19 protein-coding genes are annotated in these 19,861 nt (G+C 66.3%); 11 read left to right on the top strand and 8 right to left on the bottom strand.

Annotated features, from left to right (window positions below; all coding sequences use genetic code 11):
- The first annotated feature begins 415 nt into the window (after window positions 1-415).
- The 7 genes from C5F46_RS13850 (at window position 416) to C5F46_RS13820 (ending at window position 6,005) form a co-directional block, all read left to right on the top strand.
- Window positions 416-721: a DUF1330 domain-containing protein gene (locus C5F46_RS13850; protein ID WP_107325930.1), complete on the top strand. Its 306-nt coding sequence runs from the start codon at window positions 416-418 to the stop codon at window positions 719-721.
- Between the two features lie 40 nt (window positions 722-761).
- Window positions 762-1,205 carry a tellurite resistance TerB family protein gene (locus C5F46_RS13845; protein WP_107325929.1) on the top strand — a complete coding sequence of 148 codons (444 nt, stop codon included), beginning with the start codon at window positions 762-764 and terminating at the stop codon, window positions 1,203-1,205.
- A 124-nt stretch (window positions 1,206-1,329) separates the two neighbouring features.
- Window positions 1,330-2,106: an ABC transporter ATP-binding protein gene (locus tag C5F46_RS13840; RefSeq protein ID WP_107325928.1), complete on the top strand. Its 777-nt coding sequence runs from the start codon at window positions 1,330-1,332 to the stop codon at window positions 2,104-2,106.
- A 44-nt stretch (window positions 2,107-2,150) separates the two neighbouring features.
- Window positions 2,151-2,870, top strand: a complete 720-nt coding sequence (locus tag C5F46_RS13835; protein WP_107325927.1) for a transporter substrate-binding domain-containing protein — start codon at window positions 2,151-2,153, stop codon at window positions 2,868-2,870.
- Between the two features lie 93 nt (window positions 2,871-2,963).
- Window positions 2,964-3,845, top strand: coding sequence for an ABC transporter permease (locus C5F46_RS13830; RefSeq protein WP_107325926.1), 882 nt, complete (start codon window positions 2,964-2,966; stop codon window positions 3,843-3,845).
- Window positions 3,842-4,669, top strand: coding sequence for an ABC transporter permease (locus C5F46_RS13825; RefSeq protein ID WP_107325925.1), 828 nt, complete (start codon window positions 3,842-3,844; stop codon window positions 4,667-4,669). The genes C5F46_RS13830 and C5F46_RS13825 overlap by 4 nt, the downstream gene beginning before the upstream one ends.
- Window positions 4,670-4,673: 4 nt before the next feature.
- Entirely contained in the window at window positions 4,674-6,005 is a 1,332-nt protein-coding gene (locus C5F46_RS13820; RefSeq protein WP_107325924.1) for a glutamine synthetase family protein, read from the top strand.
- 83 nt (window positions 6,006-6,088) lie between these two features.
- Here the strand turns inward: C5F46_RS13820 and C5F46_RS13815 are convergent, their stop codons facing one another.
- The 6 genes from C5F46_RS13815 to C5F46_RS13790 all read right to left on the bottom strand — a co-directional run bounded on the left by C5F46_RS13815 (window position 6,089) and on the right by C5F46_RS13790 (window position 13,229).
- On the bottom strand, window positions 6,089-7,201 hold the full coding sequence (locus C5F46_RS13815) for a TFIIB-type zinc ribbon-containing protein (protein ID WP_107325923.1): 1,113 nt from the start codon (window positions 7,199-7,201) through the stop codon (window positions 6,089-6,091).
- Window position 7,202: 1 nt separating this feature from the next.
- Window positions 7,203-8,333: an SPFH domain-containing protein gene (locus C5F46_RS13810; protein ID WP_107325922.1), complete on the bottom strand. Its 1,131-nt coding sequence runs from the start codon at window positions 8,331-8,333 to the stop codon at window positions 7,203-7,205.
- 18 nt (window positions 8,334-8,351) lie between these two features.
- Window positions 8,352-9,323 carry a DUF2927 domain-containing protein gene (locus C5F46_RS13805; RefSeq protein ID WP_107325921.1) on the bottom strand — a complete coding sequence of 324 codons (972 nt, stop codon included), beginning with the start codon at window positions 9,321-9,323 and terminating at the stop codon, window positions 8,352-8,354.
- A gap of 3 nt (window positions 9,324-9,326) precedes the next feature.
- Complete coding sequence (locus C5F46_RS13800; protein WP_107325920.1) at window positions 9,327-10,493, bottom strand: toxic anion resistance protein; 1,167 nt, start codon at window positions 10,491-10,493, stop codon at window positions 9,327-9,329.
- 29 nt (window positions 10,494-10,522) lie between these two features.
- A complete protein-coding gene (locus C5F46_RS13795; protein WP_107325933.1) occupies window positions 10,523-11,437 on the bottom strand; it encodes a 5-bromo-4-chloroindolyl phosphate hydrolysis family protein in 915 nt (304 codons plus the stop codon).
- Between the two features lie 211 nt (window positions 11,438-11,648).
- Window positions 11,649-13,229: a pseudouridine synthase gene (locus C5F46_RS13790; RefSeq protein WP_107325919.1), complete on the bottom strand. Its 1,581-nt coding sequence runs from the start codon at window positions 13,227-13,229 to the stop codon at window positions 11,649-11,651.
- 102 nt (window positions 13,230-13,331) lie between these two features.
- Here C5F46_RS13790 and C5F46_RS13785 point away from each other — a divergent pair, with 102 nt between their 5' ends.
- Entirely contained in the window at window positions 13,332-13,784 is a 453-nt protein-coding gene (locus tag C5F46_RS13785) for a nucleoside deaminase (RefSeq protein ID WP_107325918.1), read from the top strand.
- A 101-nt stretch (window positions 13,785-13,885) separates the two neighbouring features.
- Here the strand turns inward: C5F46_RS13785 and C5F46_RS13780 are convergent, their stop codons facing one another.
- Complete coding sequence (locus C5F46_RS13780) at window positions 13,886-15,049, bottom strand: alpha-hydroxy acid oxidase (protein WP_107325917.1); 1,164 nt, start codon at window positions 15,047-15,049, stop codon at window positions 13,886-13,888.
- Window positions 15,050-15,205: 156 nt separating this feature from the next.
- On the opposite strand from C5F46_RS13780, the gene C5F46_RS13775 reads away from it, so the two are divergent.
- Window positions 15,206-15,979, top strand: coding sequence for a ZIP family metal transporter (locus tag C5F46_RS13775; RefSeq protein WP_107325916.1), 774 nt, complete (start codon window positions 15,206-15,208; stop codon window positions 15,977-15,979).
- A gap of 72 nt (window positions 15,980-16,051) precedes the next feature.
- On the opposite strand, the gene trpA is transcribed toward C5F46_RS13775, so the two are convergent.
- Window positions 16,052-16,843 (bottom strand): tryptophan synthase subunit alpha, encoded by a 792-nt coding sequence (trpA, locus tag C5F46_RS13770; protein WP_107325932.1) that lies wholly within the window; start codon window positions 16,841-16,843, stop codon window positions 16,052-16,054.
- A 146-nt stretch (window positions 16,844-16,989) separates the two neighbouring features.
- Between trpA and ychF the strand changes: the two genes are divergently transcribed.
- Together ychF and C5F46_RS13760 are read left to right on the top strand one after the other, a co-directional pair.
- On the top strand, window positions 16,990-18,087 hold the full coding sequence (ychF, locus tag C5F46_RS13765; protein ID WP_107325931.1) for a redox-regulated ATPase YchF: 1,098 nt from the start codon (window positions 16,990-16,992) through the stop codon (window positions 18,085-18,087).
- A 105-nt stretch (window positions 18,088-18,192) separates the two neighbouring features.
- Window positions 18,193-19,767, top strand: a complete 1,575-nt coding sequence (locus tag C5F46_RS13760) for a CRTAC1 family protein (protein ID WP_107325915.1) — start codon at window positions 18,193-18,195, stop codon at window positions 19,765-19,767.
- The last annotated feature ends 94 nt before the right edge of the window (window positions 19,768-19,861 follow it).

Raw genomic sequence — 19,861 nt, 5'->3', positions numbered from 1 at the left:
GGCCACGCATGCCTGCTGCGGCAATACCGCCCACGCTGAAGGGCGCTCCTCGTCCAAGCGGGAAACCGTTCCGGACCAGAGACTTCTTCAGCGGCCTGTTAACGCCCGACCGGTCGCCAGCCGGGGTCGGCGGAAGCCTCCGGCGGGGATATTTGAGCCAAGATGAAGGGGCAAGGGCCGCACCCCGCCTCGGGCCGCGCCCCGCAAGGGGTTAGCTGCGGAGACGGGGTGCTTTCACCTTGGGCGGTCATCGGCATCCCCGCCTGTACCGCCCGTTCAGCATGCGTGATTCCCCTTTCAGCTTGGTTAAAATATCCCCGCCGGAGGCTTCCGCAGGCGCCGTAGGCGGGGCACCGGGCGTAGGGGCTTGCGGTTCGCGGTCCCGCGCCGCAGGGTAATTTGAGGAGGTGATGCAATGTACGAACATTCCCAAAAAGGCTACTGGATCGGCCACGTAACGGTGAATGACCCACAGGCTTATGAGGCCTACCGGCAGACCAATGCCGTGGCATTTGCGAAATATGGCGCGCGGTTTCTGGTGCGCGGCGGCGCGCAGGATGTGGTCGAGGGCAGCCTGCGCCCGCGCGCCGTGGTGATCGAATTCCCCAGCATTGCCGCGGCGCATGACTGCTACCACAGCCCTGAATATCAGGCCGCCAAGGCCCTGCGGCTGCCGGTCAGTCTGGCCGATCTGTGCATTGTCGAAGGCTGGGCGGGTTAACCGCCGTTCCCGCCGCCTGCCCCTGACCTGTTTCGGAGCCATGATGAAAGCGCTTCTGACCCGATTGTTTTCCCCTGCCCCCGCCCCCCTGACCGCCCCCGATGCCGAACTGGCGCTGGCGGCGCTGCTGGTGCGTCTGGCGCGCGCCGATGGCGCCTATGACGCCTTGGAAAAGCTGCGGATCGACCGGGTTCTGGTCGCCCGCGGCGGGATCAGCGGCGCCTCGGCCTCGGCCCTGCGCACCGAGGCCGAGGCGGTGGAGGCCGAGGCCCCCGACACCGTCCGCTTTACCCGCGCGCTGAAGGATACGGTCACCCATGAAGACCGCGCGGGCGTGATCGAGGCCTTGTGGGAGGTGGCCTTGGCCGATGGTCAGCGCGAGGCGCATGAAGAGGCGCTGATCCGGCTGGTGGCGAACCTGCTGGGCATCAACGACCGCGATTCGGCACTGGCGCGTCAGCGGGTCGTGGCGCGGCTGGGCTGAGGGTCCGTGCCCTGCCCAATTGCCGGGCAACGGCCCTGCGCCCCTGCGTCACCTGACACGAGACCGTTGCATTCGGCGCCAGAATCGCGCCCAATGCGTCGATGAACAAGAACAGAAGCCGAAATTGACCGCGATCCCGCCCGTTCTCGAAATCCGCGACCTGCACAAGAGCTATGGTCCGCTTCAGGTGCTGAAAGGCGTCTCGATCGCGGCCCGGCGCGGGCAGGTCGTCAGCCTGATCGGGTCGTCCGGGTCGGGCAAGTCCACCCTGCTGCGCTGCTGCAACCTGCTGGAGGACAGCCAGTCCGGCGATGTGCTGTTTGAAGGCGAGGCGGTGCGCTGGACGGGTGAGGGCGCGCGGCGCCATCCCTCGGACCGGGCGCAGGTGATCCGCTTTCGCACCAATCTTGCGATGGTGTTCCAACAGTTCAACCTGTGGTCTCACATGACCATCCTGCAAAACGTGATGGAGGCTCCCGTCACCGTTCTGGGCCAGCCCGCGACCGAGGTGGAGCCGCGCGCCCGCGCGCTGCTGGCCAAGGTCGGCATCGGTGACAAGGCCGACGCCTGGCCTGCGCAACTGTCGGGCGGCCAACAGCAGCGCGCCGCCATTGCGCGCGCGCTGTGCATGGAGCCCAAGGCACTTCTGTTTGACGAGCCGACCTCGGCGCTGGACCCGGAATTGCAGCAAGAGGTGGTCAAGGTCATCAAGGATCTGGCCACCGAGCATCGCACCATGATCCTGGTCACCCATGACATGCGGCTGGCGGCCGATGTCTCTGATCATGTGGTGTTCTTGCACCAAGGCCGGATCGAGGAAGAAGGCCCCCCCGAGCGCCTGTTTGGTGCGCCGCAGACCGAACGTCTGAAGGGCTTTCTGGCGGCGACGATGCCAGCGTGATGCCACCGCATAGAAAGAATAACGACGCAACTGGGAGTATTCTGATGAAAACCCTGATCCTGACCACCGCGGCACTGGCGCTGAGCGCGGGCTTTGCCCTGGCCGACACCGTGCGCATGGGCACCGAAGGCGCCTACCCTCCCTACAACTTCATCAACGACAAGGGTGAGGTTGACGGCTATGAGCGCGAACTGGGCGACGAATTGTGCAAGCGCGCGGGGCTGACCTGCGAATGGGTCACCAACGACTGGGATTCGATCATCCCGAACCTCGTGTCGGGCAACTATGACACGATCATTGCGGGCATGAGCATCACCGAGGAACGCGATCAGGTGATCGACTTTACCCAGAACTACATCCCGCCCGCCGACAGCGCCTATGCCGCGCTGACGGCTGATGCCGACCTGAAGGGCGTGATCGCCGCGCAAACGGGCACGATCCAGGCCGATTACGTTGCCGAAAGCGGCGCCACTCTGGCCGAGTTTGCCACGCTGGACGATACGCTGGCCGCGGTGAAGAGCGGCGAGGCCGATGCGGTCTTTGCCGATCTGGATGCGCTGGCTGCATCGGTGAACGAGTCGGGCGGCGCACTTGTCTGGGCCGGTGAGCCGGTGTCGCTGGGCGGCGGCGTGGGTATGGGTCTGCGCGAAAGCGACAAGGAATTGCGCGCCAAGTTCGATGCCGTCATCACCGAGATGAAGGCCGATGGCACGATCAACACCCTGATCACCAAATGGTTCGGCCCCGAGGCCAAGACCTACTGATCGGCCGGTTCCGTTCTGCCCCGCCCCGTCGTCTGGGGCGGGGTGCTCTCGCCCGTGGGGGGCGCGCCACGAACGGCCTGAGGAGCGACCCGAATGATGGATGCCTGCGCCGATCCCTCTGCGCTATCGGGCCTTGGCTGGCTCTTGTGCTACCTGAGCACGGGCAAGCACCTGCTGTTTTATGCCTCGTTCGGCACGGTGCTGTTGCTGCTGGCGGTGACCGCGCCGGTGGCGCTGGGGTTCGGCTTCATGGGCGCGCTGGCGGCGCGGGCGCGGCTGTGGCCGGTCCGCGTAATCGGGCGGGCCTACACCGCGATGGTGCGCGGGGTGCCTGACATCATCTTTTTCCTGTTCGTGCCGATCGCGCTGGATCAGGGGTTTGAATATGTCCGCCACCGCGTCAAATGCCCCGACTGGACCGAGCCGGTGCGGCAAGGGTCCGATTTCGTGGTCTGTCAGGCGGCCAAGCTGCCGCTGTCAACCTCGCCGCAGATCTGGCATGAGGTCTATGGCTTTGCACTGGCGGTGCTGGCATTCGCGGTGGTGTTCGGCGCCTTTGCTGCCAATGTGCTGGCGGGCGCGATGCAGGCAGTGCCGCGCGCGCAACTGGAAACCGCCGAGGCTTATGGCATGACGCCCCGGCAGGTGACGCGGCGCATCCTGATCCCGCAGATGTGGATCTTTGCGCTGCCCGGCCTGTCGAACCTGTGGATGATCCTGATCAAGGCCACGCCGCTGCTGTTCCTGCTGGGGGTCGAGGATGTGGTCTACTGGGCGCGCGAACTGGGCTCGGCCAAGACACAGGCCTATTCTTACCCGCATCCCGACTGGCGGCTGTGGTATTTTCTCGCCCTGCTGCTGTTCTATCTCGGCATGACCAAGATTTCCGAGGCGGTGCTGGGCCGTCTGACCGCGCGGCTGGCGCGCGGGCAGGCCACGATGGCGGGCGAAGCGATGCGAAAGGCCGCGGCATGAGCTGCACCCAGACGATCCTCGATTATGGTCTGCGGTCCATCGGCATTGGCGAACGGCTGTTGCCGAAATCCGATTTCACCCTGTGCCAGCAATTCACGCTGATCGGTTCAGGCCTGATCTGGAACGTCTATTTCGGCGTGCTGGCGCTGGCGGCAGGGTTTTTCTTTGCCAATGCGCTGGCGCTGGCCAAAGCCTCGCACCTGGCCTGGCTGCGCCGCCCGGCGGATTGGTTCATCTTCCTGTTCCGCGGCTCGCCGCTGTTCATCCAGTTCTTTCTGGCCTATGAAATGCTGGTTCTGCTGCCGCGCACGGGGATAGATATCTTTGGGCTGACGGTTGCCACCTCGTGGCTGACAAAGGCCTGGGCGGGGGCGCTGATCGTGCTTTTCCTGAACACCGCCGCCTATTCAGCCGAAATCTTTCATGGCGCGCTGATGGCGGTGCCCAAGGGCGATATCGAGGCCGCCGATGCCTATGGCCTGACCGGCTGGCAGAAATTCCGCCGCATCCTGTGGCCCACGATGCTTCGGCTGGCCTGGCCGTCCTATACCAACGAGGCGATCTTTCTGTTCCACGCCACGACGCTGGTGTTCTTTTCGGGGTTTCCGGCCCTTCGACAGCAGGGCGACGCGCTCTATTACGCGAAATATTTTGCAGACAAGACCTTCAACCCCTTCATTCCCTATCCGATCGTCGCAGGCTACTTCATCGCCCTGACCTTGGTGCTGATCGTGATCTTCGGATGGGTCAACCGCCGCCTGAACCGTCATCTGCCGGGGTCTATGCGCCCCCGCCTCCGGGTCAGGCCGCAAATCATCAGGTGAGGACATGGACTGGCTGAGAGAGCACCCCGAGGTGCGCACGATCCGCGTTGCGGCGGCGGACCTGAACGGGGTGGCGCGGGGAAAACGCATCCCCGCCCGTTTTGCAAGCAAGGTGTTCAGCGAGGGCACCCGCTTTCCGTTTTCGGTGATGAACCTCGACATCTGGGGCGAGGATATCGAAGACAGCCCGCTGGTCTTTGAAACCGGCGATTGCGACGGGCTGTTGATGCCCACCGAACGCGGCTTCATGCCGATGCCCTGGCTGGAGGCCCCCACCGCGTTGCTGCCGATCTGGATGTTCCACATGGACGGGCGCCCCTATGAGGGCGATCCGCGGCAGGCGTTGGCGCGCGTCGTGGGCCGCTACAAGGCCGCGGGGCTGACCCCGGTTGTGGCGACCGAACTGGAGTTTTTCCTGATCGACGATTCGGGCACCAAGCTGCGCGTGCCGCCTTCGCCCCGCTCGGGCAAACGCCGCACCGGGGGCGAAATCCTGTCGCTGCGCGCGCTTGACGCCTTTGACGGTTTCTTCACCGCGCTCTACGAGGCCTGCGAAAGCATGGATATCCCCGCCGATACCGCGATCTCCGAGGCGGGGCCGGGACAGTTTGAAATCAACCTCGTGCATCAGTCCGATGCGCTGCGGGCGGCCGATGATACATGGCTGTTCAAGATGCTGGTCAAGGGATTGGCGCGGCGGCACGGCTTTGCCGCCTCGTTCATGGCCAAACCCTATGACATCTGGTCCGGCAACGGGATGCACACGCATTTTTCAATTCTCGATGCGCAGGGCAACAACATCTTCAACGATGGCAGCCCCGAAGGCTCCGACCGGCTGCGCCATGCGGTGGCAGGCTGCCTTGCCGCGCTGCCCGGCTCCACCCTGATCTTCGCGCCACATGAAAACAGCTATGACCGGCTGGTGCCCCATGCCCACGCCCCCACCGGCATCGGCTGGGCCTATGAAAACCGCACCGCGGCGCTGCGCATCCCCTCGTCGGGCCCCGTCGCCCGGCGGATCGAACATCGCGTGGCGGGCGGCGACGTGAACCCCTATCTGATGATCGCCGCGATCCTCGGCGCCGCCCTGAACGGGATCGAGGATGCCCTGCCCGCCCCCGCGCCGATCATCGGCAACGCCTATGAACAGGGCCTGCCGCAACTGCCCGCCACATGGGAGGGGGCGATCGACACGTTCGCCACCTGCCCCCATGTCGCACGCATCTTTCCGCCCGAAATCATCGAGAACTTCCTGATGACCAAGCGGCAGGAACTGCACTACATGGCCGAACTGTCGGATGCCGAACAGACCGAGCTTTACCTCGACACGGTCTGACCTCCTTTCATCTTGGTCGAAATATCCTCGGGGGGTGAACGGGCCGCAGGACCGGAGGGGGGCAGACAGCCCCCCTTGCGCCCTCACCGCCCCTGCTCGCCCAGCCAGATTCCCAGCCCGATCAGGGCCGCCGCCAGCACCACCGCGATGGCGATCTTGACCGCCGACCACGGCCGCTCGCCCTGCACCTTGCCGGTCTGGCCGTTGACCACAAAGCGATAGCTCTTGCCGCCATAGCGATAGGCCGCGGTCCAGATCGGCAGCAGGATATGCTTGCAGGTCTCGGCGCTGTGCTGGGTCTCGATCCGTTCGATGCGCTGCTCGTCGCCGCCGATGGCGCGGCGCACGTCGGTGGCGATCACATTCGCCATGATCTCGCGCGCCTGGCCATGCGCCTCGGGCAGTTCGACCGTGTAGCCCTCGGCGGTAAAGCCCGCAAGGTAATCGGGCCGATAAGGCACCAGCGCCGACAGATCCCACGGCTGCAACGCATCGGTATAGCGCCGCGGCAGCGCGCGCGAGGCCAAGACCAGCACATCGTCAAACGCCCGCGCCACCCGGCCCGAGGCGCGGCTCCAGCGGATTTTGCGCACCTGCTGCTGGCGCCGCTCCATCCGGCCATCCACCCGCACCATCACCGACTGCGTCTCGTAATAGGCATCCCCACGCTGCCCCTGATAGGCCGACCGTGTGGCGGCATCAAAGGTCCAGAACGGCGAATAGACACCAGTCATCCGGCGCCCGCGCCGCGAATAATCCAGCAGGCCGTTCGGCGCAAACCACAGCCGCCCCAGCCAGGCCCCCAGCGCCGCCCGCGCCTCGGGCTCGGTGAGGGCAAAGGGCACCAGACCCTGCGGCTTGATCAGCCGCTGGGTGCCGGTATCGAGCACCACAGGGGTGGCGCAGAACGGGCATTCATGGGCATGTTCAGCCCCCGTCACCTCGATCAGCGCACCGCAATTGGGGCAGGTCGTGCTGCGGATATCTTCGGTGTCAGACAGCGGCAGCGCCCGTGCCAGCGCCCGTTCCAGATCCAGCTCGTGCAGGCCCCCGGCCCGGCCCCGCCCGGTCGCCGCCGGGATCGCCTGCGCATGGCCGCAATGGTCACAGACCAGTTGGCTTTGCCCCGGCGCAAACCGAAGATCTGCCCCGCAAGCCTCGCAGGGGTAGTGGAATTCTTCCGGCCTTGGCGGCATCTCAGCCCCCGCTGACCGGGGGGGGCGGCGGGGCGACGGTGAACAGGCGGGCCAGTTCGGGCACCTCTTCGGCGGGCGTCCAGCCGGCAAAGCCCGGCGCCCAGACCAGCGTATCGCGGGCAAAGGTGCCCTCGGCCACCATCCGCCCCAGATGGCCGCGCCCGAACGGCCCCTTGGTCGCGCCATTCTCGGCAATGTGCCAGACCGTCTCGACCATCGGCGGCGGGGGCGACATGACAGCGGCGGGAGCCGTCGGGGCGGCGCCCCAGGGCCCGGCCACGCCCGCGGGCGCACCCGCCATCTGCGCGCCCATCGCCATGCCCATTCCCGCGCCCATCGCGGCGCCCATCGCGCCGCCCGCAGCCGCCGGGTTGGCCAGCGCCTCGGCGGCGGCGAACTGGGTGTAACGGCCCAGATCGCCCACGATCCCGGCCGAGGTGCGCCGGTCCAGAACCTTTTCCACCTCTTCCGGCAGCGAGATGTTCTCGATGTAGAATTCCGGCAGCGACAGGCCGTAGGCCGCCACCGCCGGCTCGATCGCCTTGACCACCAGCCTGGCCAGATCGGCGGTATTCGCGGCCATGTCCAGCACCGGAATCCCCGAGGTTGCGATCACTCGCGAAAATTCCTGCACGATGATGTTGCGGATCTGAAAGCTGATCTCGTCGGCGGTGAATTCGCCATCTGTGCCGACGATCTCGGCCATGAAACGGCCGGGGTCGGAGACGCGCATCGAATAGGTGCCATAGGCGCGCAGCCGGATCGGGCCAAATTCGGGGTCACGGGTGATCACCGGGTTCTTGGTGCCCCATTTCAGATCGTTGAAGCGGGTGGTGTTGACGAAATAGATTTCGGACTTGAAGGGGCTGCGGAACCCGTGGTCCCAGTGCTGAAGCGTGGTCAGCACCGGCATGTTGTTGGTTTCCAGCATGTAAAGCCCCGGCCCGAACACATCGGCCAGTTGCCCCTCATGCACGAACACCGCCGCCTGCCCCTCGCGCACGGTCAGCTTGGCGCCGTATTTGATCGCATGCCCCTCGCGTTCAAACCGCCAGACCATGGTGTCGCGCGTATCATCGACCCAGTGGATCACGTCGATGAATTCGCCAGTCAGAAAATCCAGAATGCCCATGCCTGGCCTCCCTTGGGTTCAGCTTTCCCCGCCCATCAATTCGGCGGCGATGGTTTCAACGATCGGGCGCGCCTCGGCCTCGGTCATGCCGGGGCGCAGGCGCGGGTCGTAAAGGATGCGCAGCAGCATCTCGTCATGACGTGTCAGCAGTGCGAATTCTTCGTCGTCATTAAAGATCGAGGGGCGTGCGGCGGGGCTGTCATTGGCCAGCCCCATGCCTTGGGCCAGTTCCTCGTGAATGCACGACAGCCGCAGGATATCGGGGTGCTCGCCCCGGATCACCGCCACCGCGCGGGTATAGGTCGCCGAGGACGGCTCGGAAAAGGCAAAGACGATGCAGAAGGTGGCGGGCGACAGGTCGGCTACGGCGCGCAGCGCGCCCGCGTCGATGCCCGGCACCAGCGTCGCCAGCCGCGGGCCGATGCCGCGCCGCTCGCCCTCGTTCAGCACCATGACAGTGAAATTCGGCGCCCGGTCCGACACCATGACAGGGTGCCCGGTCGCACGAGCCAGTTGCCCGGCATAGCCGCCGATCCTGGCGCTGTCGGCGCGGCGCTGCGCCTGAGGCACCGAGGCGCCAAATTCCACATTCATCCGCACCGGCTCGGCCCAGCGGCGCAGCCGCGAGGCGCTTTGACGTGCCACAATCGACCCGCCCTCACGCGCATATTCATCATAAAGCGCGATGCGGATGAAGTTTTCGGTCAATTGCCGCGCCGTAAAGGGCGCATCGCGCGGGGCCGTGTCCTGCCGCAGCAGGCCCTGCCCCTGCAACATCTGCGCGACATTGGCAAAATAGCCCCGCATCGCCACGCTTTCGGGGCCGGGCGCCGGGAGGGCGGGGTCAGCGGGCGGCGGGGCGGGAACGGGTCGCACCGCCCCCGGTCCGGTCGCCGTTCCCACACAACCCGCCAGCGCCGCCGCGCAGGCCAGCGCCGCAAGCCCTCGGACGGGGCCGGGCCACAACCGCGGGGCGCGGGGCACGCCCATCACTCAGACGGCACCCCCAACGGCGCGCGCACTGGCCGCGGCCAGCGTGTCGCGCAACTCGGTCTCCATCTTCTTCAGTTCCACCTCGGCAGCGGCGCGGCGCGCCTTGCCTTCGTCGGCGATGCGCAGGCTGTCCTCGATGGTGGCGATCAGTTCGGCATTGGCCGCCTTCACCGCGGCGATGTCGAACACGCCGCGCTCCATCTCCTCGCGGACGATCTGGTTGGCCTCGCGCAGGTTCTTGGCGTTCGCGGTCAGCAATTCGTTGGTCAGGTCCGAAGCCGCGCGCACCGCCTTGGCCGCCTCGGACGACCGCTGGATCGTCACCGCCTGTGCCAGTTGGGTTTCCCACAGCGGCACGGTGTTCATCAGGGTTGAATTGATCTTGGTGACCAGCGACTTGTCGTTTTCCTGCACAAGCCGGATCGAGGGCAAGGCCTGCATGGTGACCTGCCGCGTCAGCTTCAGGTCATAAACGCGCCGTTCCAGATCGTCGCGGGCCGAGCGCAGATCGCGCAATTCCTGCGCCTGCATGATCTGCGCAGTTTCGGGCGCGGCCTTCACCGCCGCCTCCTTGGCCGGGATCGTGACGGTGTCCAGATCGCGCAGCTTTTCCTCGCCCGCCGCGATATACAGCGCCAGTTCGTCATAGAAGGCCAAGGTCTTTTCATACAGCATGTCCAAAGACTTGATGTCTTTCAACAGCTTGTGTTCATGGCCCAGCAGATCGTCGGTGATCACGTCGATCTGGCCCTGCACGTTTTCGAATTTGGCGATGAAATTCGCGAAGGGCGCGGCACGGCCCAGAAGCCGGTCCCACCAGGTCCGCTCGCGCCGCACGTCCAGCTCCGACACCGAAAACCCGCGAATCGTGGTCACGATCTTGCGAAGGCTGTCGCCCGCGGGTCCGGCGTCCTTGTTTTTGACATCGGCCAGCATCGCCTGACTGATCGTCTGCAATTCGCCCTGCGCACGCGACCCGAACCCCACGATCGAGCCGGTGTCGGTCATGTCGAGTTCGGCAATCCGGCTGCGGATTTCGGCGGCGAGCGGCGCAGGCGCCGCGGCAAGCGCCACCACCTCGCGGCCCGGTTCGGGCAGCACCACGGCGGTTACGGCTTCCACTTCGGCCAGCGCACGGGCGGCCTGTTCGCGGACAGTCTCGGTCATGTCACGTCCCTTTCACTCGTTCGCACCGGTCATTTGCCGGTCTGGTCCACAATCTCGCGCGCCACCACCCCTTCGCGGGCAAGCCGGTCACGCAGCACTTCGATTTCAACCTCCAGATCATCGCGCCCGCCGTCGATCAGGCTTTGGGTCCGGGCGGTGAAATTGGCCTCCAGATCGCTTAACAAGGCCTCGTAATCGCTGCGCGCCGACGCATCGCGCGTGGCAGCCCAGTGATCGGCGAATTTCGCCGTCGCGTCGCGCGCGCCCATCAGATAGACGCCCAGATAGCGCCGCGCCGCGGTCAGATCGCGCGGGTCGGTTTCGACAGCATGGAACAATTCGCGCGCGGTGGCGGCGAACATGTCCACCCGCGCCAAAAGCCTGCGGTCATTGGTGCGGGTGATGGCGTCTTTCATTGCGGCCAGATGGCGCTCGGCCTCGTCGATCACGCGGGCAACGCGGTCCTGCTGGAACGGGTCGATCCCCTCCATTCCCTTGTTGCGGGTCGGGTCCAGTCCAAAGGCCAGCAGATTGAGCGCCGCCGCCAGCGCGGCCAGAATGACCGTTCCCACCAGCCCGTTTTCCGGCGGATAGGCGGCAAGCCCCACGCCCAGCGCCAGCAGACCGGCGCCCAGCGCCTTGCGCGGGATAGCGGGGCGCCGGGCGGTGCGGCGCGCGTCATAGGCAGCCTCGGCACGCAGCCCTTCGCGGGTCATCCAGGCCGACAGCGCAATCGCTGCAAAGGCTGCCAGATCGGTGGCCAGTTGCGCCGGGCCATCGCCAAAGCCGGTGAACAGCAACGGCGCACCGCACAGCACCAGCCAGAACGGCCGCCCCTCCAGCCGGTGGCGCGGCGGCTTCGCGGGTGCAGGCGCACGCGTTACGGGCGCCCCCGGCAACGGGCCGGAACCGGGGCTGAACCTGCCGCCAAACCGCTCGGCCATCATACCCCCCCGGTCATGCTGACCGACAGAACAAGTGCCAGCAGAAGAAAAAACGCGATCCGCTGCATTGCGTTACGAGACATGGCGCCCCCATCGGCAAGGGCCAGACTGCCCCCGCGTTCAGAGTATAGGCATTCCCCCGTCGCTCTGCCAGAGGCTTGGCCTCAGGATCGGCATCATGGCGGGCACTGCAGCGATGCCCCGGCGCGGCTCAGCCCCGGTTGCGCGGCGGGCGGGCACCAGAACCAGCCCCCGGCTTGCCACCGCCCGGTTTACCGCCGGGCCGGTCACCATGCGATTTGAACCCCGCCGACTTCCCAGAGCCACCGTGCGACTTGAACCCGGCCGATTTGAACCCGCCCGGCTTACCCTGCGGGCGTGCGCCAGAAGGGGCCGCACCAGGCCGGGCACCACGCTCGCCCGCCGGACCACCCGCAGCACGGTCCCGCTGCGGCCGATCCCCGACTGCGGCATCCCCATGAGATTTGTAGCCCGACGACCGCCCCTCGGCCCTCGGACCATGCGATTTGAAAGCCGCAGCCTTGCCCCCCTGCGGTTTACCCCCTGCCCCACGCCCGGCAGGCGCGCCCATCTCGGCACGCCCCTCGGCGCCGCGCGCCTTGTCGGCGCCCCAGCGCGGCTTGCGTCCGGCCTCAGAGGTGGCCCCGTCCTCCCGCGGCTTGCCAAAAGGCTTTCGGTCGCCAAACGACTTCGGCGCGTCGTCACGACGGGGCCGGTCGCCATAGGGCTTGCGGTCGCCCTCCTCGCGCGGCTTGCCAAAAGGCTTGCGGTCGCCAAACGATTTCGGCGCGTCGTCACGACGGGGCCGGTCGCCATAGGGCTTGCGGTCGCCCTCCTCGCGCGGCTTGCCAAAAGGCTTGCGGTCGCCAAACGATTTCGGGGCGTCGTCGCGCCGGGGCCGGTCGCCATAGGGCTTGCGGTCGCCCTCCTCGCGCGGCTTGCCAAAAGGCTTTCGGTCGCCAAACGACTTCGGCGCGTCGTCGCGGCGGGGCCTGCGCTCCTCGGCATCCTCGTTCCCGGTCAAAAGCCGCTCGCCCAACTGATCGCGCAGCACCTTGCGCTTGACCTCGACCACGTCCCCCGGCTGCATCTCGTTCAGCCGGAACGGGCCATAGCTGACCCGGATCAGCCGGTTGACCGCCAGCTTGATCTCTTCCATCGCGCGGCGGATCTCGCGGTTGCGACCCTCGCGGATGCCCACGGTCAGCCAGGCGTTGGCGCCCTGCTGACGATCCAGCACAATCTCCATCGGCTGGAAATCCTCACCGTCAATGGTGATGCCGCGGCGCAAAGGGTCGAAGGTGGTATTGTCAGGCCGACCGTTCACCCGCACCCGATATTTGCGCAACCAGCCGGTTTCCGGCAGCTCCAGCCGCCGCTTCAGCCCGCCGTCATTGGTCAGCAGCAACAACCCTTCGGAGTTGAGGTCAAGCCGCCCCACGCTCATCACCCGCGGCATTCCCTCGGGCAGGGTATCGAACACGGTCTGGCGGCCCTTTTCGTCCTTTTCCGAGGTCACAAGGCCCAGCGGCTTGTAATAAAGCCACAGCCGTGTTTCCTGCGGCGCGTCGATGGGCTTGCCATCCAGCGTGACCTTGTCACCCGGCCCCACATCCAGCGCCGGGCTGGTCACCGCCACGCCATTCATCGCGACGCGGCCCGCAAGGATCATCTTTTCGGCGTCCCGGCGCGAACAGATGCCGGAACGGGCCATCACCTTGGCGATACGCTCGGCCTCGGGGCGTTGCAGGGGGTGCGGATCGGATGCCATGATGAATGCTCCAGCTTGGGCGGCGAAGGCGTCTCTCTAGCGCCAAGCATCGCAAAGGGAAAGCATCTTGCGCAAGCCGCCCCGATCGCGCGATGAAAGCGCATGAGCGGATTTCGCAGCCATATGGACACCGCGCTGGACGAAGCCCGCGCCGCGGGCTTGCGCGGAGAGGTGCCGGTGGGCGCCGTCGTGGTCAACCCCGAGGGCCGCGTGGTGGCCCGCGCGGGCAACCGCACACGGGAACTGAACGACCCGACGGCGCATGCCGAAATCCTCGCGCTGCGCGCAGCCTGCGCCGCAGCGGGCAGCGAACGGCTGCCGGGGCATGATCTCTATGTCACACTGGAACCCTGTGCGATGTGCGCCGCCGCCATCGCCAACGCCCGCATCGCCCGGCTGTATTATGGCGCAACCGATCCGAAATCAGGCGGCGTGGCGCAGGGGCCGCGTATCTTCACCCACTCCCAGTGCCATCATGTGCCTGAAATCTATGACGACATCGCCGCCGGTGAAGCCGAGCGGCTGCTGAAATCCTTTTTTGCAGCCCGCCGCTAAGCGCGACCCGCCCCTTCATCTTGGCAAAAATATCCCCGCCGGAGGCTCCCGGCCCAAACGTGGGAGCCTCCGGCGGGGATATTTGGACCAAGATGAAGGGATCACGCGTAAGCGTCAAAAAAGCCCTTGGGGATCAGCAGGTTTTCGCGCCGCAGATTTTTCAAGTCGCGCTCGCCGCAAAGCGCCATGGTCACGTCCAACTCGCGTGCGATGATCTCGAGCGCGCGGGTCACGCCGGCCTCGCCCATCGCGCCCAGGCCGTTGATGTAGGCGCGTCCGATATAGGTGCCCTTCGCGCCCAGCGCGAGCGCCTTGAGCACGTCCTGCCCGGTGCGGATCCCGCCATCCATATGCACCTCGATCCGGTCGCCTACGGCGGCGACGATCTCGGGCAACATGCGGATCGAGGATAGCGCGCCATCCAGTTGCCGACCGCCATGATTCGACACGATGATGGCATCAGCGCCGAAATCGGCGGCCATGCGGGCGTCTTCGGCATCGAGAATGCCCTTGAGGATCAGCTTGCCGCCCCATTGGTCGCGGATGCGGGCGATTTTGGACCAGTCCAGTTGCGGGTCGAACTGTTCCGATGTCCAGACGTTCAGCGCGCTCATGTCGCTGACGCCCTTGGCATGGCCCACGATATTGCCAAAGCTGCGCCGCTTCGTGCCCAGCATCTCCAGCCCCCAGGCCCATTTGGTGGCGAGGTTCATCAGCGTGGGAAGCGTGAGTTTGGGCGGGGCCGACAGGCCGTTTTTCACATCCTTGTGGCGCTGGCCGAGAATTTGCAGATCGAGCGTCAGCACCAGCGCCGAACAGCCCGCCGCTTTTGCCCGCGCCAGCATGCTGTCGACGAAATCCTCGTCGCGCATCACATAGAGCTGGAACCAGAACGGCTTTGTCGTATGCGCCGCCACATCCTCGACCGAGCAGATCGACATGGTCGAGAGCGTGAACGGCACCCCGAAGCGTTCAGCGGCGCGGGCGGCCTTGATCTCGCCATCGGCGCATTGCATGCCGGTCAGCCCGACCGGCGCCAGCGCCACCGGCATCGCCACCTTTTCGCCGATCATCTCGCCCGCGATCGAGCGGCCCGACATGTCCACCGCCACCTTCTGTCGCAGCCGGATCTGCGCAAAATCCGAGGTGTTCTCGGCGAAAGTCTGTTCGGTGTAGCTGCCGCTTTCGGCGTAATCGTAAAACATCTTGGGCGCGCGTCGGCGGTGCAGACGTTTGAGATCGGCGATCGTGGTGATGACGGGCATGGCTGTCTCCTGGCCGGGCTGTCGCGATCACATGTGATTACCGCTCCGCGGGGGCTTGCGCAATCTTTGGGCAAAGCACGGGCACGGACACGGGCTTGCAATAGCCAAGGCAACCGTGTTTTCTGCGGCGCGGAAACCACGGGAGACGAAACGATCATGGACACCGTAGCCATTGCAACGCTGGGCGGGCTGGTGGCGGCGCTGGCAACCGCGCTGGGGGCGGTGCCCGCGCTGATCGGGCGCGACATGACCCAGCGGACGGCCGACACGATGCTGGGCTTTGCTGCGGGGGTGATGCTGTCGGCCTCGTATTTCTCGCTGATCCTGCCGGGGATTGATGCGGCCGAGGGGCTTTATGGCTCGCTGCCGCTGGCCGCGCTGATCGCGGGTTGCGGTATCGCGCTGGGGGCGGGGTTCGTGGCCTGGCTGAATGCGACGCTGCCGCATGAGCATTTTCTGACCGGGCGCGAGGGAGCCGACACCAAGGCGCTGGCGCGGATCTGGCTGTTCGTGACCGCCATAGCGATCCACAACTTTCCCGAGGGCCTGTCGATCGGGGTGGCCTTTGGCGCGGGCGACATGTCGAACGGGCTGTCGGTGATGACCGGGATCTCGCTTCAGGACATGCCCGAGGGGCTGGCGGTGGCGGTGGCCCTGGTGGGTCAGGGCTATTCGCGCCGCCGCGCCTTTCTGGTGACGCTGGCAACCGGGATGATCGAGCCGGTGGGCGCCTTCCTGGGCGCAGCGGCGATTTCGTTGTCATCGGGGCTTCTGCCCTGGGGGCTGACCTTTGCGGCGGGGGCGATGCTGTATATCATCAGCCATGAAATCCTGCCCGAAACCCACCGCAACGGGCACCAGAACCGGGCCACCACGGGGCTGTTGTTCGGGCTGATCCTGATGATGTTCCTTGATGTGACGCTGGGCTGAGGCGGGCGCCAGGAATTTTCGACTGAAAGTCCTGGCGCGGTCAGCCCCCTGTCAGCCCCGGTCAAAAGCGGGTCAGGCGCGGTGCGCGCCTGCCGCAAGTTCGGCCACACGGGCCAACACCTCGGCCACCGGGCGCCCCTCGCCCACCAGCTTGACGATGGCCGATCCGACAACACAGCCGTCGGCCACGCCCGCGATACGTTCGGCGGCCTCGGGCGTGGTGATGCCAAAGCCCACGATCACCGGCAGATCGGTGGCGGCCTTGATCCGCGCCACTTCGGGGCCGACATCGGCGGCCTCGGCAGCGGCGGCGCCGGTGATGCCGGTGATCGAGACGTAATAGACAAAGCCCGAGGTGTTCTGCATCACCTTGGGCAGGCGTTTGTTGTCGGTCGTGGGGGTGGCCAGGCGAATGAAGTTGATCCCCGCCGCCTGCGCGGGAATGCATAGCTCCACGTCTTCCTCGGGCGGCAGATCGACCACGATCAGCCCGTCGATGCCCGCGGCCTTGGCATCTGCCAGAAACCGGTCCACGCCGCGCGAATAGATCGGGTTGTAATAGCCCATCATCACCACCGGCGTCGTGGCATCGCCCTTGCGGAATTCGGCCACCATATCCAGCGTCTTTTGCAGGGTCTGGCCACCGTCCAGCGCGCGCTGACCCGCCAGCTGGATCGTCAGTCCATCAGCCATGGGGTCGGTGAAGGGCATCCCCAGTTCGATGATGTCCACGCCCGCTGCGGGCAGCCCCCGCATCACCGCAAGCGAGGTTTCCAGATCGGGGTCGCCCGCCATGATATAGGCTACGAAGGCCTTTTTGCCCTCGGCCCGCAGCCGCGCGAAGGTGTCGTCGATTCTGGTCATGCCCTGCCCCTGCCCTTGATCGTCACCGGGTTTGCGCGATGGGGCGCGGAAAATCAATGCCGCAAAGGCGCCGCGCGGCCCGGCATCGCTTGACCTGCCCCCCGCGCGCCCCCTAGATGCGCCGCAACAACCAAGGGGAACGGGTCATGGGCTTTCGCATGGGTATCGTCGGGCTGCCGAATGTGGGCAAATCGACGCTTTTCAACGCGCTGACGCGCACCGCCGCGGCGCAGGCGGCAAACTTCCCCTTCTGCACGATCGAACCGAACGTGGGCGAGGTGGCCGTGCCCGACCCGCGGCTGGAAAAGCTGGCCGCGATTGCAGGGTCAAAAACCATCATCCCGACCCGGATGACCTTTGTCGATATCGCCGGGCTGGTGAAGGGCGCCTCCAAGGGCGAGGGGTTGGGCAACCAGTTTCTGGCCAACATCCGTGAAGTCGATGCCATCGCCCATGTGCTGCGCTGCTTTGAGGATGGCGACATCACCCATGTGGAAGGCCGGGTTGACCCGGTCGCAGATGCCGAGACCATCGAAACCGAACTGATGATCGCCGACATGGAATCGATCGAAAAGCGGCTGGCGGGGCTGGCGCGCAAGATCAAGGGCGGCGACAAGGACGCGGTCGATCAGGAACGCCTGCTGAAGGCCGCGCTGGCCGTGCTGGAGGCGGGCCGCCCCGCGCGCACCGTGCCGGTGTCCGAAGACGACCGCAAGCAATGGGCCATGCTGCAACTGCTGACCGCCAAGCCCGTGCTTTACGTCTGCAACGTCGAGGAGGCTGCGGCGGCCACCGGCAACAGCCAATCGGCGCGGGTGGCCGAAATGGCGCGCGCACAGGGCGCGGGCATGGTGGTGATCTCGGCCCGGATCGAGGAGGAAATCAGCCAGTTGCCCGAGGACGAGGCCGAGATGTTCCTGACCGAGATGGGGCTGGAGGAAGCGGGCCTTGACCGGCTGATCCGCGCGGGTCACGACCTGCTGGGGTTGCAGACCTATTTCACCGTCGGCCCGAAAGAGGCCCGCGCCTGGACGATCCGCAAGGGCACCCCTGCCCCGCAGGCCGCAGGCGTGATTCACGGCGATTTCGAACGCGGCTTTATTCGCGCCGAAACCATCGCCTATGACGATTACATCGCCGGCAACGGCGAGGCGGGCGCGCGCGAGGCCGGCAAGTTCCGCGTCGAGGGCAAAAGCTACATCGTGCAGGATGGCGACGTGCTGCACTTTCTGTTCAACGCCTGAAGCGCCGCGCCGGATCAAGCCGATAGACGATAAGCCCGGCGTTTTGGTATCACCGGGGGACCGCTCGCCCGACACGGGCGCTGCGGCCCCTGCCGGAGAGCCGCTTTGCCCTGCCACCGTTCCCCGACCCGTCTCTGGCCGATCCTTGCCCTGATCGGTGCTGCGGCGGCCGCGCCCACGCGGGCCGAGGTGGTGTTTGTGGACCGCGGCAGCGCGCTGCCGGTTCGGCAAAGCTACGAAGGCGGCTGGACCCATTACGTCGGCGGCGGCCTTGCGGTGATGGATTGCAACGACGACGGGCGCCCCGACATTTACGCCGCCGGTGGCACCGCCGCATCGCGGCTGTTCGTCAACCGATCCGACCCCGGCGGCGACATCCGCTTTGCACAGGCCGGGATCGCGGCGCTGGTTGGCGTGACCGGGGCCTATCCGCTGGATGTGGACGGCGACGACAAGCTGGACCTGATCGTGCTGCGCGACGGGGCGAATGTGCTGTTGCGCGGGGATGGCAACTGCCGATTTTCCACCGCGCCCGCGGCATGGAGGTTTGACGGCGGCGCGGAATGGACCACCGCCTTTTCCGCAACCTTCGAGGCCGGGCACGACTGGCCGACGCTCGCCTTTGGCAATTATGTGGATCGGACCCGCCCCGATGGCCCGTTCGATGCCTGCGACCGCAACACTCTGATCCGCCCGGCCGGGCACGCCTTTGGCCCGCCGCGACCGCTGGAGCCGGGGTTTTGCGCACTGTCGATGCTGTTTTCCGACTGGCAGCGCGTGGGGGTGGCGGACCTGCGCATTTCCAACGATCGGCAATATTATGTCCGCAACGGACATGAACAGATGTGGCACCTGTCACCACTGGCTGAATATACCGAGGCCGAGGGCTGGCCCAGGCTGCGGCTTTGGGGCATGGGGATCGCCAGCCGCGACATCACCGGCGATGGCCTGCCCGAGGTGATGCTGACCTCGATGGGGGATCAGCTCTTGCAACTGAATCTGGGGCGCGGGCAAATGGTGAACGCGCCCTATTCCCTGGGCACCTATGCAACGACCCCCTACACCGGCGATGACGGACGGCCCTCGACCGGGTGGCACGCCGAATTTGGCGATATCGACAATGACGGGCGCGACGATCTGTTCATCGCCAAGGGCAACGTCGAACAGATGCCGTCGAATGCAATGCACGACCCCAACAACCTGCTGATGCAGCAAGCCGATGGCAGCTTTGTCGAAACCGGCGGCAGCGCGGGCGTGGGCACGACCGAACGCGCGCGCGGCGCGGCGCTGGCTGATCTGAACCAGGACGGGCGGCTGGATATTGTCGTGGTGAACCGTCGGGCGCCGCTGGAGGTCTGGCAGAATGCGACCACGGCCACCGGGCACTGGCTGGCGGTCGATCTGCGCCAGCCGGGGGCGAACCGCCGCGCCCTCGGCGCCTTTGTCGAGGTGCGCCTGCCCGACGGACGGGTTCTGACACAGGAACTGACCTTGGGCGGCGGCCATGCCTCGGGCAAGGCGGGGCCGCTGCATTTCGGGCTGGGCGGGGCCGAGGCGGTCGATCTGCGGGTGATCTGGCCGGGCGGCGCGGTCTCCGGCTGGAGCCGGTTTCCGGCGGATCAGGTGCTGCGCCTGTCCCCCGGCACCGGCACCGCCTTGATCGGGGTCGAGGAGCGATAGCGATGCACCGTCTTGTCTGGCCTGCCGTGCTTCTTGCCGCCACCATGGCCCGCGCCGAACCGCCCGGCCCGCCCCTGCCCTCTCCTCTGAGCGA

The organism is Phaeovulum veldkampii DSM 11550 (assembly GCF_003034995.1).
GTDB classification, from domain to species: Bacteria; Pseudomonadota; Alphaproteobacteria; order Rhodobacterales; family Rhodobacteraceae; genus Phaeovulum; species Phaeovulum veldkampii.
This window is presented reverse-complemented; position numbering and strand designations above follow the sequence as displayed.

Coding starts and splice junctions, on each gene's coding strand:
- C5F46_RS13805 (WP_107325921.1), bottom strand. CDS start 9,323: ATGGGCGTGCCCCGCGCCCCGCGGTTGTGGCCCGGCCCCGTCCGAGGG.
- C5F46_RS13780 (WP_107325917.1), bottom strand. CDS start 15,049: ATGCCCGTCATCACCACGATCGCCGATCTCAAACGTCTGCACCGCCGA.
- C5F46_RS13830 (WP_107325926.1), top strand. CDS start 2,964: ATGATGGATGCCTGCGCCGATCCCTCTGCGCTATCGGGCCTTGGCTGG.
- trpA (WP_107325932.1), bottom strand. CDS start 16,843: ATGACCAGAATCGACGACACCTTCGCGCGGCTGCGGGCCGAGGGCAAA.
- C5F46_RS13825 (WP_107325925.1), top strand. CDS start 3,842: ATGAGCTGCACCCAGACGATCCTCGATTATGGTCTGCGGTCCATCGGC.
- C5F46_RS13810 (WP_107325922.1), bottom strand. CDS start 8,333: ATGGGCATTCTGGATTTTCTGACTGGCGAATTCATCGACGTGATCCAC.
- C5F46_RS13820 (WP_107325924.1), top strand. CDS start 4,674: ATGGACTGGCTGAGAGAGCACCCCGAGGTGCGCACGATCCGCGTTGCG.
- C5F46_RS13790 (WP_107325919.1), bottom strand. CDS start 13,229: ATGGCATCCGATCCGCACCCCCTGCAACGCCCCGAGGCCGAGCGTATC.
- C5F46_RS13845 (WP_107325929.1), top strand. CDS start 762: ATGATGAAAGCGCTTCTGACCCGATTGTTTTCCCCTGCCCCCGCCCCC.
- C5F46_RS13795 (WP_107325933.1), bottom strand. CDS start 11,437: ATGGCCGAGCGGTTTGGCGGCAGGTTCAGCCCCGGTTCCGGCCCGTTG.
- C5F46_RS13785 (WP_107325918.1), top strand. CDS start 13,332: ATGAGCGGATTTCGCAGCCATATGGACACCGCGCTGGACGAAGCCCGC.
- C5F46_RS13775 (WP_107325916.1), top strand. CDS start 15,206: ATGGACACCGTAGCCATTGCAACGCTGGGCGGGCTGGTGGCGGCGCTG.
- C5F46_RS13835 (WP_107325927.1), top strand. CDS start 2,151: ATGAAAACCCTGATCCTGACCACCGCGGCACTGGCGCTGAGCGCGGGC.
- C5F46_RS13815 (WP_107325923.1), bottom strand. CDS start 7,201: ATGCCGCCAAGGCCGGAAGAATTCCACTACCCCTGCGAGGCTTGCGGG.
- C5F46_RS13850 (WP_107325930.1), top strand. CDS start 416: ATGTACGAACATTCCCAAAAAGGCTACTGGATCGGCCACGTAACGGTG.
- C5F46_RS13800 (WP_107325920.1), bottom strand. CDS start 10,493: ATGACCGAGACTGTCCGCGAACAGGCCGCCCGTGCGCTGGCCGAAGTG.
- ychF (WP_107325931.1), top strand. CDS start 16,990: ATGGGCTTTCGCATGGGTATCGTCGGGCTGCCGAATGTGGGCAAATCG.